The sequence below is a fragment of the Arthrobacter sp. CAN_C5 genome (assembly GCF_017875735.1).
In the GTDB taxonomy this organism is placed as follows: Bacteria; Actinomycetota; Actinomycetes; order Actinomycetales; family Micrococcaceae; genus Arthrobacter_D.
Genome location: NZ_JAGGMZ010000001.1, coordinates 3,733,600 through 3,747,683 on the forward strand (window position 1 = coordinate 3,733,600; position 14,084 = coordinate 3,747,683).

12 protein-coding genes and 2 pseudogenes are annotated in these 14,084 nt (G+C 64.5%); 8 read left to right on the forward strand and 6 right to left on the reverse strand.

The window, feature by feature from the left end; all coding sequences use genetic code 11:
- Window positions 1-36: 36 nt before the first annotated feature.
- A complete protein-coding gene (locus H4V95_RS17450; protein ID WP_196867050.1) occupies window positions 37-909 on the reverse strand; it encodes a glycerophosphodiester phosphodiesterase family protein in 873 nt (290 codons plus the stop codon).
- 101 nt (window positions 910-1,010) lie between these two features.
- Here H4V95_RS17450 and H4V95_RS17455 point away from each other — a divergent pair, with 101 nt between their 5' ends.
- Both H4V95_RS17455 and H4V95_RS17460 read left to right on the forward strand, forming a co-directional pair.
- A complete protein-coding gene (locus H4V95_RS17455; protein WP_209731191.1) occupies window positions 1,011-2,306 on the forward strand; it encodes a DUF445 domain-containing protein in 1,296 nt (431 codons plus the stop codon).
- Between the two features lie 10 nt (window positions 2,307-2,316).
- Window positions 2,317-2,598: a DUF4282 domain-containing protein gene (locus tag H4V95_RS17460; RefSeq protein ID WP_196867048.1), complete on the forward strand. Its 282-nt coding sequence runs from the start codon at window positions 2,317-2,319 to the stop codon at window positions 2,596-2,598.
- 212 nt (window positions 2,599-2,810) lie between these two features.
- Here the strand turns inward: H4V95_RS17460 and H4V95_RS17465 are convergent.
- The 3 genes and pseudogenes from H4V95_RS17465 to H4V95_RS17475 all read right to left on the reverse strand — a co-directional run bounded on the left by H4V95_RS17465 (window position 2,811) and on the right by H4V95_RS17475 (window position 5,434).
- Window positions 2,811-4,077 (reverse strand): annotated as a pseudogene (locus H4V95_RS17465) (IS110 family transposase).
- 234 nt (window positions 4,078-4,311) lie between these two features.
- Entirely contained in the window at window positions 4,312-5,061 is a 750-nt protein-coding gene (locus H4V95_RS17470) for a hypothetical protein (protein ID WP_196866702.1), read from the reverse strand.
- A gap of 100 nt (window positions 5,062-5,161) precedes the next feature.
- Window positions 5,162-5,434, reverse strand: coding sequence for a GlsB/YeaQ/YmgE family stress response membrane protein (locus H4V95_RS17475; protein WP_196866703.1), 273 nt, complete (start codon window positions 5,432-5,434; stop codon window positions 5,162-5,164).
- Window positions 5,435-5,808: 374 nt separating this feature from the next.
- On the opposite strand from H4V95_RS17475, the gene H4V95_RS17480 reads away from it, so the two are divergent.
- The 6 genes from H4V95_RS17480 to H4V95_RS17505 all read left to right on the forward strand — a co-directional run bounded on the left by H4V95_RS17480 (window position 5,809) and on the right by H4V95_RS17505 (window position 12,062).
- Window positions 5,809-6,063, forward strand: a complete 255-nt coding sequence (locus tag H4V95_RS17480; RefSeq protein WP_196866704.1) for a DUF6458 family protein — start codon at window positions 5,809-5,811, stop codon at window positions 6,061-6,063.
- Between the two features lie 156 nt (window positions 6,064-6,219).
- A complete protein-coding gene (locus H4V95_RS17485) occupies window positions 6,220-6,987 on the forward strand; it encodes a DeoR/GlpR family DNA-binding transcription regulator (RefSeq protein WP_196866705.1) in 768 nt (255 codons plus the stop codon).
- Window positions 6,984-8,006 (forward strand): 1-phosphofructokinase family hexose kinase, encoded by a 1,023-nt coding sequence (locus H4V95_RS17490; protein ID WP_209731192.1) that lies wholly within the window; start codon window positions 6,984-6,986, stop codon window positions 8,004-8,006. The genes H4V95_RS17485 and H4V95_RS17490 overlap by 4 nt, the downstream gene beginning before the upstream one ends.
- A complete protein-coding gene (locus H4V95_RS17495; protein ID WP_196866707.1) occupies window positions 7,994-10,042 on the forward strand; it encodes a fructose-specific PTS transporter subunit EIIC in 2,049 nt (682 codons plus the stop codon). The genes H4V95_RS17490 and H4V95_RS17495 overlap by 13 nt, the downstream gene beginning before the upstream one ends.
- A gap of 22 nt (window positions 10,043-10,064) precedes the next feature.
- Complete coding sequence (ptsP, locus tag H4V95_RS17500) at window positions 10,065-11,762, forward strand: phosphoenolpyruvate--protein phosphotransferase (protein WP_209731193.1); 1,698 nt, start codon at window positions 10,065-10,067, stop codon at window positions 11,760-11,762.
- Window positions 11,763-11,786: 24 nt separating this feature from the next.
- Entirely contained in the window at window positions 11,787-12,062 is a 276-nt protein-coding gene (locus H4V95_RS17505; protein ID WP_196866709.1) for an HPr family phosphocarrier protein, read from the forward strand.
- A 6-nt stretch (window positions 12,063-12,068) separates the two neighbouring features.
- Here the strand turns inward: H4V95_RS17505 and H4V95_RS17510 are convergent.
- Together H4V95_RS17510 and H4V95_RS17515 are read right to left on the reverse strand one after the other, a co-directional pair.
- Window positions 12,069-13,528, reverse strand: a pseudogene (locus tag H4V95_RS17510) (tripartite tricarboxylate transporter permease); the annotation flags it as partial.
- Window positions 13,521-14,066: a tripartite tricarboxylate transporter TctB family protein gene (locus H4V95_RS17515; protein ID WP_209731194.1), complete on the reverse strand. Its 546-nt coding sequence runs from the start codon at window positions 14,064-14,066 to the stop codon at window positions 13,521-13,523. The pseudogene H4V95_RS17510 and the gene H4V95_RS17515, both read right to left, overlap by 8 nt.
- Between the last annotated feature and the right edge of the window lie 18 nt (window positions 14,067-14,084).

Here is a 14,084-nt window from a genome sequence, read left to right on the forward strand (position 1 = left end):
TTCAACTCAATCACACTCCCGCGCCGCGGCGCGGACCTAGTTGCCCGGGGCGGACCGGGTCAACTGCGCCCGGACGAAAGCAGGCCGGTTGGTCGTGAGCTCATGTACTCCGAGGCTGCGCATCAGTTCGACGTCGTCGGGCTCGTCGACCGTCCAAGCGCGGATGCGGACCCCCTCGGCAATCCAGCGGGCCACTCGCGCCGGATGCGCCGCCACATAGTCGAGCCCCGGCCCGGCCATTCCCGCCGCGTGGGAGTCGATGTTCTGCTCGCCGTCATGAAGGGCCCGACGCAGCAGACCGATCACCGCCGCAGCGGTCAGCACCCCCAAATGCAGTTCCGCACGAAGCTCGGCCGGGCGCACATCTGAAACCAGCTGGCAGACCGTATGGGACGGGACCTTTTCCAGGAGGTGCTTGACCGAGTCCGGATTGAAGCTCATGAAGCTGATCGACACGTTGGCGAGCGTGGAGCTCTCCGGATCCCACCCCTGCCGCATCAGGAAGGTGATGAGCTTTTCCTCAAGTTTCAGCCCGAAGGGGCTGGGGTGTTTGAGCTCAATGGCCAGCAGCACATCCCGCCCAGCATCCAACAGCAGGCGCAACAGGTCGCCGAGTGAGAGAAACTGGTCGGCGACCCCACCGAAATCCGCGGGTATCCCCGCTCCCTTCCAGGACGAGAAATCGAGGTCCCTGAGTTCGCGAAGGGTGTGATCTGCCACGTCGCCGGTTCCATCCGAGGTCCGGTCAAGGGTCGAATCATGGATGCAGACCAGTTCCTCATCGCGTGTCATGTGCACGTCGCACTCGACGCCGTCGGCACCCTCGGCAAGTGCCTGCAAATAGGCGGCCCGGGTGTGCTCGGCGAACTGATGGCTGGCACCGCGGTGGGCGAAAATTGTGTGTTGCATGTGCCCTCCCATCAGCGACCAGCAGCTACCTACACGCTACGCGAAATCGCTCCGTCCGGCGTGACTTACGCCATCAAACGCTGCTTTACTGACTCAGACGGATGCACAGCCGGTGCGCCGCGACCTCCGGAGGATCCTTGAGCTCTCACCTAGCCGGCACTGACGCAGAACGGGCGGCCGGACTTCGGCGCATGAAATTGGTGGCCACCGGGATGCTCGGTGCCATGGCGGTGATTTTTGTTGTCGCGTTCGCCCTGCAGGACGACTACCCATGGTTGCAGTACGTCCGGGCCGCCGCAGAGGGCGGCATGGTGGGCGCCCTGGCGGACTGGTTTGCGGTCACGGCGCTGTTCAAGCATCCGATGGGCATCAAAATCCCGCACACGGCGATCATTCCCCGCAAGAAGGACCAGATCGGGGCTTCCCTGGGGCAGTTCGTCGAAGAGAACTTCCTGTCCGAAGCGGTGGTGCAGCAGAAACTCGCCTCGGTGGGCGTCGCACAGAAAGCGGGCGCCTGGCTGGCTACGCCCGAGGGCGCTGACCGGGTGGCGGTGGAGGGCGCCGCGGCCATCCGCGCAGTGTTCACAGTTCTCGACGACGACGCCGTGCAGGCGGTCATCGAGTCAATGGTGCGCAAGCACCTGCTCACACCGCCGTGGGGCCCACCGGCGGGGAAGATTGCCGAGCGGATCTTCAACGACGGCCACCACCACCAGCTTGTGGATCTGCTGGTGGACCGCGCTGCTGAATGGGTGGACAGCAACTACGACCTTGTCTCCGGCCTGGTCTCCCAGCGCTCACCCACCTGGGTGCCCCAGTTCGTCGATGGACTGGTTGGCGACAAAGTTTACGTCGAGATCACCAAGTTCATGCGGGCAGTCCAGACCAATCCCCGCCATGACGTTCGCCTCGCCCTCGACAAGTACCTCAAGGACCTGGCGCAGGATCTCCAGCACGATCCGGTGGTCATCGCCAAGGCAGAGGGTATCAAAGCACAGGTGCTCGGCGACCCGCAGGTGCGCGAGCTGGCGGCGAGCACCTGGGCGACCATCAAGAAGGCCCTGCTGGAAGCGGTAGACGATCCGGACAGTGAACTGACCCAGAACTTCAAGGCGGCCGTCAGGGACTTTGGTCACCGGATGGCTACTGACGAGGAACTCGCGGGGAAGATCAACCGGTGGATTGCCGACGCGGCAGGCTACCTGGTGCGCACCTACCGGAGCGACATCGCGGCGATCATTACCGAGACGGTTGGCCGGTGGGATGCGGTGGAAACGTCAAGGAAGATCGAGCTGCAGATCGGAAAGGACCTGCAGTTCATCAGGATCAACGGCACGGTGGTCGGCTCCCTGGCCGGGTTATTCATCTTCTCTGTTGCGCACGCAGTCTTCGGCTGATCCTTCAGTCATGGTCATCATTGCGATCACCTGCCTGCTGTTCGTCGTCGTCAGCTTCCAGCAGAGCGCGTTGTTCGGGCTGCTCGTGATGTTGGTCCTCGGACCGCTCTTCGGGCTTCTCTACCTCGTGCTGGCACGGGTCGGCCTCGAATCGTTGATCGCCTCGATCCGGACCGCTGAGAACACCGGCGAACTTGTCCGCCGCGCGGGCAACGCGGGACCGGGCAACGCTGATCCAGGCGCCATGACCATGCCTGGCTATCCGCCGATCAACGGTGACTCTTCAATGTAGGAACGCCTACCGGTCAGCCGCCGCACCCGACTTCGGCGGGCGCGTCCGATATAACGGGCGCGTCCGCAGAAATCAGGCACGGCAACGGGGGGGGGTGTCCCTATGTTCTTTGTCAAGCTGGTTGGGTGGTTTCGGAGATTGGGGTTTGCCGGGTTTTTGGGCAGGAGGGAGTGGCCGGTGGCGCGTGGTCGGCCGGCTGCTGGGCTGGTTGTTTAGGCGGCTTTGACCGCGGGTGCCTCGTATAGCACTCCGTCGCGCAGCATCGCGAACAGGACATCGCAGCGGCGTCTGGCGAGGGCGATCAGGGCCTGATTATGCCGTTTGCCTTGGGCTCGTTTGCGGTCGTAGTACGCCCGTGAGACGGGGTCTTTCAGGGCCGCGAATGCGGAGAGGAAGAACGCCCGTTTGAGGATCTTGTTGCCCTTTTTTGAGGAGTGGTCTCCTCGGATCGAGGTACCGGATCGCCACGTCACCGGCGCGAGTCCGGCGTAGGATCCCAGATGCCCGGCGGTCTTGAATTCCTTGCCTGCAACCTCGGTAATGATCCGTGCTGCCGTCCTGACGCCGACCGCCGGTAGGGACGTCAGGAGTTCGTGAAGAGGGTGGGCCTCCACGATGGCTTCAACCTGGGTCAGAACCTCGGCACGAGAGGTGCGTAGTTGGGTCAGCTGCGCGGCGAGTTGGGGCAACACGACGCCGGCGGCGCCAGTGCCGGCCACGACTACGCTCTGCTCACCCAGAGCGGTGAAGATCTCTTCTGCCCAGCGCCTGCCGGCCCGCGGCGCGGACTTGGCCATGAACGCGGCGACCCGGCTCTGGCCAGCCCGGCGCAGAGCCTCAGGGGCAGGGTATTTCCGCAGCAGTTCGGCCATTACGGGGTGGTCCAGGTGCGGGCCGATGGCCCGTTCCAGGGCCGGGTGGATCTGCGTGAGGAGCCCGCGGATCCGGTTCGAGGCGGCGGTGGCCTGCTTGGCCAGGTCGTCGTCGAAACCGCAGAGCATTGACAGTTCCGCGGCCTGTTCATCGGCGACGGCAATCGAGCGCAGCGTGTGCGGCATGCTCCGGGCGGCCTCAGCAATGATGTAAGCGTCTCGGGCATCCGTCTTGGCCTCACCGGGGTGCAGGTCAGCGATGCGGCGCATCGCCAGGCCCGGCAGGTAACCGACGAGGATACCGGCGGCCTGCGCCACAGCGACCGGCAGTGCACCGATGGTGGCCGGCTGGTCCACGACGAGTAAAAGCGTGCCGTGCTTGGTGAGACTGTCGATGATCGCCCGCAGTTTCGCCTCGTCTTGCGGCAGTGCCTTATCGAGCAGTTTCTTGCCGTTCCTGTCCAACGCCACCGCGTGGTGGTTGGACTTACCGACATCGACGCCGATAAACACATCGACGAGTTCGTGATCCTTAATCACTACTACCTCCAGAGGTGAAACCCAATGAGACCGTGCTGGTCTGTCCTGCGGCCCCAGAGCTCGGCATCCACGTTACGGCCGACCTACCACGATGGTGTCTGCAGCTGGTCCGGTCCCCATTAGCGATCCTCTGGCGCCTATCGAACCCCGGTGACAACACCCCCGGATCATACATTCGACTGGGGGACTCAATCATGCCAGGACCGACAGGCCAGCAACCCCGATTCTTGCTCGTTTAGGGGCTATAAGAAAGGTAACGGGGGGTCGGGAGCGTTGGCCGGAATAAGGCGAGGTAATCGGGTCAGCGATCGAGGTCCTTGACCAACTGGCCCGGGACCACCCTTGGCGCCGGGCCGAAAGCCTGTGTGGTGGCGGCAATAACCGCGCGGCCCATCATGTGGTTGCCAGCACCACCAACCACAGCACCCACACCGAAGGGCAACGCACGCCCCAGGAGGGCGCCGCCCTGCTTGGCCAGCATCTTGCGGACAAACCGCCTCCTGATGCTGTTCCCGATGGTTCGCACGATCGGCGATGACACGGAGCTCCCCACCACCGTCCCCCAGTGTTCGGTAGCGCCGCCTCCCGAACCGCGCAGCACTGACTGGATCAGGGCATTGCCCTCCTCACCCATCAGGATGGCCATCACGAGGGTCCGCGCCCGCTCCGGATCATCGGTCTGCACTCCGTGGAGTTCCGCAACGGACTGCGCATACAGTGCCGTGGCCTCAAGGAACCCAATAGTGGCGGCGGCCGACAGGCCCAGCGACGCAATCGTGCCAATGGCAGGTACAACCGCAGTCGCTCCCACCCCCGCACCGGTGACTGTGATGACCGCGAGGTAGCTGCGCTCCAGGGCCGAACTGATCTCCTCGGCGGTGGCATCCGGGTTCTTGGCGTACATGCGGCGAAGATTCGCCAGCACCAGTGGACGCTGCACCTCAATGGCCCGTTCAATGGTCCGCTGGATACCCGGCTTGGGCTTTCCCTCTTTGTCGTAGAGGGCATCATTGGCCAGTTTCGAGGCGGGATTTAGGTTGGGCAGTTTCATTTACTGGGTCCTTCAGTTGCGCGCAGTCGATGCGCCGTAGGGAAAACTGCACAAAAAACGCCGCCGGGTTGCCCCGACGGCGTTCTTTGCACGTCTGAAATTAGGCGCGTGACTTGTTGTTGCGGCCGGTGATGGCACCGTAAACGACGAGCACGATCAAGGCGCCGCCGATGGCCAGCAGCCATGACTCAAGCGAGAAGAATTCGTTCATGTCGGCACCGAACAGTGCGCTGCCGATCCAGCCGCCGAGCAGTGCACCGACGACACCTAGGATGAGGGTGATGATCCAGCCACCGGCCTGCTTGCCGGGAAGGATGAGCTTGGCGATTGCGCCAGCGATGAGGCCTAGAAGAAGGAATGCGAAGAAACCCATGGAGTACTCCTTATAATCGAGTCTTGTCTACGAGTGATACGTATAACAAAAGTGCTGTAATGCAGGATGTCCCTACACAAGCTTTCAACCATCCTACTTCATCAGCGTGCTTAGCTTTCAATTAGAGCGGTGCTGAGTTCATTAAACCCCCGTGGTCGGGTTTTTCAATAGGCCACGCCGGTATTGATTTGATAACACTTAGCCGTTTTGGTAGCCGGGGCGCGCGCCCCAAAAACTGCCCAGTTAACGACCATAAACCGGAAGCACAGTAAGGTGACGACTACGTCACACTGATACACCGGGCGGATCAACGGATTCGCCCGGCCGGCCAATTCAGCCGCCGTCCGCGTTATATCGAAGGAGTAGTAGACAAAATGAGAATCGGTTCGTCAATCGTCCTTATTGCACTGGGTGCAATTCTTGCTTTTGCTGTCGCGGATGGCGTTGACTTCGTCGACCTCGCCCTGGTGGGCTACATCCTGATGGGTGTCGGAGTGCTTGGCCTCATCATTTCATTGGTGATGAACGCTCCGCGCAGCCAACGGCGGGTCTCCGAATCCCGATCCGTTCAAGATCCGAACACGGGCGAGACCGTTACCCGCAATGAGACACGCGACGGCGGCATCTAACGGCCGCCCCGCACCCGCCGTGCGCCACTCCCCACCAGCTGGGGGGTGGCGCTTTTTTGTTTTGCTGCAAAACCGTTGACAATCAAACATAAACACAGATATAGTCACTAAATCAGACATTTACTGTGATGGTAGTCACCACGCAAGGAGGCCGCAGTGTTCGCCGAAGAACGCCACAGCAGGATCGCCACCCTCGTGGCTGACGAGGGACGGGTCAGTGTCACCGAACTCTCGGAACGATTCAATATCACCAAGGAAACAGTCAGACGGGACCTCGCACTCCTTGAGGACGCGGGAGTCCTGCGCCGTGTCCACGGTGGGGCGGTAAGCGGTGCGAACAACAGCACCAGCGAGCTGAGCTTGAACAGCCGGGAGAGCCAGCACCAGCCGGAGAAGGCGCGGATCGCCAAGGCCGCCCTCGCCATGATCCCGGATGCCGGCTCCATCGTGCTCGACGCCGGCACCACCACCGGCCACCTGGCCGAACTCCTTGCCTGCGAGACCCGTGACGACCTGGTGGTTATTACGCACGCCGTACCGGTCGCCTTCGCGATCGCTGCATCTTCACTGCACCTCGAACTCGTTGGTGGACGCGTACGCGGACTGACCAGTGCGGCCGTCGGAAGCCACACCATCGACCGGTTCAACGGCTACCGCCCCGACATTGCCTTCATTGGAGCCAATGGGGTTCACTCAACCTTCGGGCTCAGCACGCCGGACCCGGATGAGGCGTCAGTCAAGACGGCGATCGTACGGTCTGCCCGCCGGGTCATCGCTGTCGTGGACGCCTCGAAACTGGAACAGGAAACGCTGGTCGGGTTCGCGTCACTGACCGACATCGACACGCTGGTCACCGACCAGGAACCGCCGCCCACTCTGGCTGCGGCCCTGGCCGACGCCGACGTCGAGGTGGTTCTCGCGTGATCATCACCCTGACGGTTAATCCAAGCCTCGACCGGACAGTTGAGCTGTCCCAGATCCTCACCCGCGGCGAGGTGCAGCGCGCTACCGCGGCCCACCAGGAATCCGGCGGGAAGGGTGTCAATGTGTGCCGGGCACTGACGGTCTCTGGCGTGGCCTCAACCGCCGTCCTTCCGGGAGACACCGATGACCCGGTGCTCGCAGGACTCCGGGCGGCGGGTGTGCCTTTCCGCAGCCTTCCGATCGGGACTCCCCTGCGCAGCAACATCACCTTGACCGAGCCCGACGGAACCACGACAAAGGTCAACGAACCCGGGCCTCACCTCTCCCGCACCCAACTCGACGACCTCCTGGAAATGGTGGTGACCGAGTGTGCGGGGGCCTCCTGGCTGGTGCTCGCCGGCTCCCTCCCACCCGGTGTTCCCAGCACGTTCTACGCCACGGTGATCGACACCGTGCGCACCCGGTTCGGCGACCTCTCGCCGCTGATCGCCATCGACTCGTCGGGTGCACCGCTCACCGATAGCCTGGCCACCGGGATCACACCGGATCTCCTGAAACCCAACGCCGAGGAACTCGCCGAGCTGAGCGGCGTGGCGGACGGCGAAGCGCTTGAGGCCGACCCGGCCCTGGCCGCAACAGCTGCCACCGCGCTGGTGGGTACCGGCGTCGGAGCGGTCCTGGCGACGCTCGGGGCCCGCGGGGCACTCCTGGTCACCGGCACCGAATCGTGGCAGGCGACGCACCCGCCGGTCGCGGCCCGGTCCACCGTTGGCGCCGGGGATTCCGCCCTCGCCGGGTATTTGCTGGCACACACCGCCGGCCAGTCCCCCGAGGACTGCCTGAAGCAGGCGGTCGCCCACGGTTCCGCGGCGGCCGCACTGCCCGGCTCGACAGTTCCAGCTCTGCACCAGACCACACCGGGCGCCGTCGTTACCCAGCGCCTTCCACACATCACCACCTCAACCCACACCCCGCTCGATGCACCACTTCCAAAGGAGGAGGATCAATGGCACAGCTGATTACAACTGAGCTCGTCTCACTGGATCAGGACCTGGGCTCTGACCGTTCGCAGGTGATCCGTCGGCTCGCCGATCAGGTTGCCGCCACGGGCCGGGCGACCGGCGCGGACGGCCTCTACGCCGACGCGCTTGCCCGGGAAGAGAAGACCGCCACCGGCATTCCGGGCGGCATCGCCATCCCGCACTGCCGGTCCACCTCAGTCACCGAGCCAACACTCGCGATGGCCCGGTTGAATCCGGCCGTGGACTTCGGCGCCAAGGACGGCCCGGCAGACCTGATCTTCTTCATCGCGGCACCCGACGGCGCGGACCAGGAGCACCTGAAGTTGCTCTCGAAACTGGCCCGCTCCCTCATCAAGAAGGACTTCACAGCGGCACTGCGTTCCGCGGACACTGAACAGGACGTGGTTGACCTCGTCCAGGGTGCGCTCGACGCCGGTCCCCGGCAAAGCAGCCAGTCAACACAGGCAGCCTCGGCAGCACCAACCTCATCCGGAGCTGGCGAACCTGCCACCCAGTCGAAGCCCCGCCGGATCGTCGCTGTCACCGCCTGCCCCACCGGCATCGCCCACACCTACATGGCAGCCGATTCACTGGTTGCCGCCGCAAAGGAACGCGGGGTGGACCTTCAGGTCGAAACCCAGGGCTCCTCCGGTGCCACTCCGCTGCCGGCGGACGTAATCGCCGCGGCAGATGCCGTGATCTTCGCCGTCGACGTGGACGTGCGCGACCGGAACCGTTTCGCGGGAAAGCCCGTCATCACATCCCCCGTCAAACGGGGAATTGACGAGCCCGGAATGATGGTCGACGAGGCGCTGGCCGCCGCCGACAACCCAAACGCACGACGCGTCCAGGGAAACACCGACGCCCAGTCACAGCAGACCGACGACGGCGGCGGCGAAGGCGTCGGACGCCAGCTTAAGCGCGCACTCCTCACCGGTGTCAGCTACATGATTCCCTTCGTGGCCGGTGGCGGTCTCCTGATCGCGCTTGGCTTCCTGCTGGCTGGCTACGAAATTGCCCTGTCGAACGCCGATGGTGTCGGTAATGCCGATGCAATGCTGACCCAGTACACCCTGCTCAATCTGCCGCCGGAGGGCCTCGCCGCCTTCCTCGGTGCGGTCTTCTTCAAAATCGGTGGCCTGTCGATGGGCTTCCTCATCCCGGCACTCGCCGGTTACATAGCCTATGCGCTGGCTGACCGGCCAGGTATCGCTCCCGGCTTTGTTGCCGGTGCAGTGGCTGGGTTCATGGGGGCAGGTTTCCTCGGCGGTATCGTCGGCGGCCTGCTCGCCGGCTACATCGCCATGATGATCGGCCGGATCAAGGTACCACGCTGGCTCCGCAGCCTGATGCCCGTGGTGATCATCCCGCTCCTGGCCTCCATCGCCGCGTCAGGGCTGATGATCCTCGTCCTCGGCGGGCCAATCGCTTCACTCACCACCGCCCTGAATGACTGGCTCTCCGGCATGACCGGCGCAGCAGCAGTCCTTCTAGGAGTGATTCTCGGCCTCATGATGGCCATCGACCTGGGCGGACCAATCAACAAGGTCGCCTACTCCTTCGCCGTCGCCGGACTGGGCGCCGGGGCTATTGCCAACCAGGCCCCATGGCAGATCATGGCAGCAGTCATGGCTGCTGGAATGGTCCCACCGCTGGCCATGGCACTCGCCACCGTGCTGGACCGCCGTCGCTTCTCGGTGGCTGAACGGGAGAATGGAAAGGCTGCCTGGTTGCTGGGTGCCGCGTTCATCTCCGAAGGCGCGATTCCCTTTGCAGCGGTCGATCCGCTGCGTGTCATTCCCGCCAGCATGCTGGGCTCAGCAGTGACTGGCGCCATCATCATGCGCTCCGGGGTCACCTCACAGGCACCGCACGGTGGCATCTTCGTCTTCTTTGCCATCGGGAATGTCGCTATGTTTGTGGTGGCTGTCATTGCGGGCACGATTATCTCGGCACTCACGGTGGTAGCCCTGAAACGCTTCGCCACGCGGAAAACCGAAGACGCTCCTGTTGCCGAGACGGTCGCCGCCTAACCGAACCCGGGAGGGTCTTTCAATGACGAAACTTACCGGAGTCGGGGTTAGCCCCGGCCGCGTAATCGGGCCGGTCCTGCAGATGCCAGGCAGGGCCCGGGAGCCACTCCAGGGCGAAACCTGGGGGGCGGACACCACGGCCGAGGCCGAGACTGTGCGTCTGAAGGCGGCGTCCAAGGCGGTCCAGGCCGAGTTGAAGCGCCGCGCCGACGCCGCATCGAAGGACGCAAGCGCGGTGCTGGAGGCCACCGCCATGATGGCGGCCGACCCCATGTTGCTGAAGTCGGCAACCAAGCTCATCAATGCGGGCACCTCAGCGGAGCGGGCGGTATGGGAAGCCGGTTCAGCGGTCGCCGAGATGCTGCTCAGTCTCGGCGGCTACATGGCCGAGCGTACCCAGGACGTCCACGACGTGCGTGCCCGGCTGGTAGCCGAACTTCGCGGGCTACCGGCCCCCGGCATTCCCACCTCGGATAGGCCGTTCATCCTCGCTGCAGAAGACCTTGCCCCGGCTGATACCGCAACTCTCGATGCGACCAAGGTACTGGCGCTGATCACCAGCAGCGGCGGCCCACAGTCGCATACGGCAATCCTGGCCCGTGCGCTGGGGCTGCCGGCCGTCGTGGCTGCCTCAGGTGCCGAGGCCATCGAGGCCGGAACCGAGGTGTACGTGGACGGCGCGGCCGGCAGCATCTGCACCGACCCCGGCGATGAGGAGCGCGCTCTGGCAGCCAGGTGGGTGGAGCAGTCAGCTGCGCTGGGCACGTTCAACGGTACGGGCGCCACCGCCGATGGGCATCCTGTGCCGCTGCTGGCGAACGTGGGTTCCGGCAAGGATGCCCGGGCGGCGGCCGCGGCCGGCGCCGAAGGTGTCGGCCTGCTGCGCACCGAGTTCTGTTTCCTGGACCGGGAGACCGAGCCGAGCCCCGACGAGCAGGCGGCAGCCTACCAGGAGGTTTTCGACGCGTTCCCCGGCAGCAAAGTGGTGGTCAGGACGCTCGACGCCGGCGCGGACAAGCCGCTGCCGTTCCTCACCGACGCAACGGAACCCAATCCGGCGCTCGGTGTACGGGGCTACCGGACCGGATCGGTCAGCCCCGGCGTGCTCACCCGCCAGCTAAAGGCGATCGCCCGGGCAGCTGCTGACTCAGAGGCCGAAGTGTGGGTGATGGCACCAATGATTTCGACGGCCGCCGAGGCCCAGGCGTTCGGGGAGATGTGCCTCGCCGAGGGGCTGAACCGCCCTGGCGTGATGGTCGAGGTGCCGTCAGCCGCGCTGACCTCCGAAGCCATCCTCCAGCACGTCGGGTTTGCCTCACTGGGAACCAATGACCTCACCCAGTACACCATGGCGGCCGACCGCCAGCTGGGCCAGCTCGCCGCACTGAACGATTCCTGGCAACCAGCTGTTTTACAGCTCGTCAAACACACCGTTGCGGGGGCCGAATCGGCCGCCGCCAGCGCAGCCACCGAGAAGCCGGTGGGTGTGTGCGGCGAGGCTGCAGCGGATCCGGCCCTCGCCGTCGTACTCGTAGGGCTGGGGGTGTCGACCCTCTCCATGTCAGCGAGGGCGCTGCCCACTGTCGCTGCGGTGCTGGCCTCGGTGACCCGCCACGAAGCTCAGGAACTTGCCGCCCTGGCCCTCGCCGCGACCACCGCCGAACAGGGACGCAGCATGGTCCGTGAACGGCTCCCCATTCTGGAAACCTTGGGCCAGTAAGAGCCCCAACCAAGGAGGAACCCTATGTCAGAACGCAAAGCCACAGTCGCAAGCCGGGTTGGCCTGCACGCCCGCCCCGCAGCCATCTTCGCCGAGGCGGCGGGTGAGCTTCCCCTGGAGGTCACCATTGCCCTGGACGGCGAACCGGCAGAGGACGCGATGGACGCATCGAGCATCCTGTCCCTGATGGGGCTCGGGGCCTCCCACGGCGACGTCGTCGTGCTTCGTGCAGACGGCGACGGTGCCGAGGAGGCCCTCGAGTCCCTGGCGAAGATCCTGGAAACTGACCACGACGCCTAGCTGTCCCGCGAAAATCAGCGCAAGGGTTGCGTAGATTACCGCGGCGATCGGTGAAGTGATCAGTGCCGAGGGGTCTCCCTGCGAGATGGCCATGGAGCGGCGGAGCTGATCCTCAAAGATTGGACCGAGGATCAGGCCCACCACCATCGGTGCGATCGGGTAGCCGTATCGGCGCATGAAGAACCCGAGCAGACCGATGATCAGTAGGATCCACACATCCACCGGCGTGAAGTTGATCGAGAACGCGCCGAGGGCTGCAAAGACCAGGATGCCCGCGTACAGGTAGGGGCGCGGGATCTGAAGGATCTTCACCCACAGCCCCACCAGCGGCAGGTTCAAAACCAGCAGCATCAGGTTGCCGACGTACAGGCTGGCGATCAGCGCCCAGACCAGGGCACCTTCCACCTCGAACAGCAGCGGACCGGGCTGGATCTGGTACCGCTGGAAGGCAACCAGTATGATCGCCGCCGTCGCGGTAGTGGGGATACCGAGGGTCAGCAGCGGCACCAGCACGCCTGCGGCAGCTGCGTTGTTGGCGGATTCCGGACCCGCGACACCCTCAATGGCTCCGTTGCCGAACTGCGCCTTGTTCTCGCCTTTGGCGAGCTTGCGTTCGGTGACTAGGAGACGAAGGTCGCAACGTCCGCACCGCCGGCCGGAATGGTGCCGATCGGGAACCCGATGAACGTGCCGCGCAGCCAGGGCTTCCAGGACCGGCGCCAGTCGTCGCGCTTCATCCACTTGCGCCAGTTGCCGCTGACCGGGATTACCGCCACCGACCCGTGACGCATCCGCGACGCGATGTACAGCGCCTCACCCATAGCGAACAGGGCCACAGCCACCAGGACGACGTCGATGCCGTCCGCGAGGAACGGGCTGCCGAATGTGTAACGCTGCTGAGCCGTCAGGGCGTCGACCCCCACGAACGCGAGGAACAGTCCGATGCACAGGGACGCCAGTCCCCGCAGCACCGACGCACCCAGGAGTGCCCCGACAGTGAGGAAGGCGACGACCATCAGCGCCACATACTCGACCGGGCCAATCTGCACAGCAAATTCGGCGAGCATCGGGGCAAGGAAGGTCAGCAGGACTGTGGCGACGGTGCCGGCGACGAACGAGCCGAGCGCGGCGGTGGCCAGAGCGGCCGCTCCGCGTCCCGCCTTGGCCATCTTGTTGCCCTCAAGCGCCGTAACGACCGACGCCGATTCACCGGGTGTATTCAGCAGGATGGAGGTGGTGGAACCGCCATACATGCCGCCATAGTAGATCCCGGCGAAAACGATGATCGCCGCCGTCGGATCAAGGCTGTAGGTGATGGGCATCAGCAGCGCGATGGCCATGGCCGGGCCGATGCCCGGCAGCACACCCACGGCTGTTCCGACCAGTACCCCGCCCAGTGCGAACAGCAGGTACATCGGCTGCATGGCAACCGAGAAACCCTCCATGAGGGCCATAAAGTTATCCATTGAAGATTTCAGCCCCTTCCAGGAGGAACCCGGCGGGGAGGGAGACGCCCAACAGACCGGCAAACACAAACTGCAGCACCAGGGCCATCACGATGGCGATGACCGCGCTCTTCCACCAGGACAGGGCGCCGAGCGTCCAGCTTGCACCGAAAAAGAGCACCGCAGCGGCAACGGGCCAACCCGTCGGGACGATGAGCAGGATGTGCAGCGCCACGAACCCGACAAGCTTGGCAACGGTCAGCCAGTCGGTCTTCACGTTGAGGTCGACATCCTCGCCCTCTTCAGGAGCGCCGCGATGGCCACGCAACAACTGAACGATGATCGCGGCCCCGAGGACCACGAGCAGACCGGACACGATGAACGGGAACTCCCGTGGGCCAATCCCGGTTGCCGACGGGGGCGTCCGGATATCGGCGCCGGCCACAAAACCGAGAATGCCGAGACTCAGGATCCCTGCTGCGAAAATGATCTCTCCGATGGGCCGGCCAGCGGCGGTCCGCGCGCCGCTGGCCTGTGCCTCTGGTGGGTGGGTACTCATGGCGGCTACAGCAGGCCG

Excerpts from the sequence above, each read along its gene's own strand:
- H4V95_RS17460 (WP_196867048.1), top strand. The coding sequence starts at position 2,317 with ATGGTCATCATTGCGATCACCTGCCTGCTGTTCGTCGTCGTCAGCTTC.
- H4V95_RS17475 (WP_196866703.1), bottom strand. The coding sequence starts at position 5,434 with ATGGGTTTCTTCGCATTCCTTCTTCTAGGCCTCATCGCTGGCGCAATC.
- H4V95_RS17455 (WP_209731191.1), top strand. The coding sequence starts at position 1,011 with ATGCACAGCCGGTGCGCCGCGACCTCCGGAGGATCCTTGAGCTCTCAC.
- H4V95_RS17470 (WP_196866702.1), bottom strand. The coding sequence starts at position 5,061 with ATGAAACTGCCCAACCTAAATCCCGCCTCGAAACTGGCCAATGATGCC.
- H4V95_RS17480 (WP_196866704.1), top strand. The coding sequence starts at position 5,809 with ATGAGAATCGGTTCGTCAATCGTCCTTATTGCACTGGGTGCAATTCTT.
- H4V95_RS17505 (WP_196866709.1), top strand. The coding sequence starts at position 11,787 with ATGTCAGAACGCAAAGCCACAGTCGCAAGCCGGGTTGGCCTGCACGCC.
- ptsP (WP_209731193.1), top strand. The coding sequence starts at position 10,065 with ATGACGAAACTTACCGGAGTCGGGGTTAGCCCCGGCCGCGTAATCGGG.
- H4V95_RS17495 (WP_196866707.1), top strand. The coding sequence starts at position 7,994 with ATGGCACAGCTGATTACAACTGAGCTCGTCTCACTGGATCAGGACCTG.
- H4V95_RS17450 (WP_196867050.1), bottom strand. The coding sequence starts at position 909 with ATGCAACACACAATTTTCGCCCACCGCGGTGCCAGCCATCAGTTCGCC.
- H4V95_RS17515 (WP_209731194.1), bottom strand. The coding sequence starts at position 14,066 with ATGAGTACCCACCCACCAGAGGCACAGGCCAGCGGCGCGCGGACCGCC.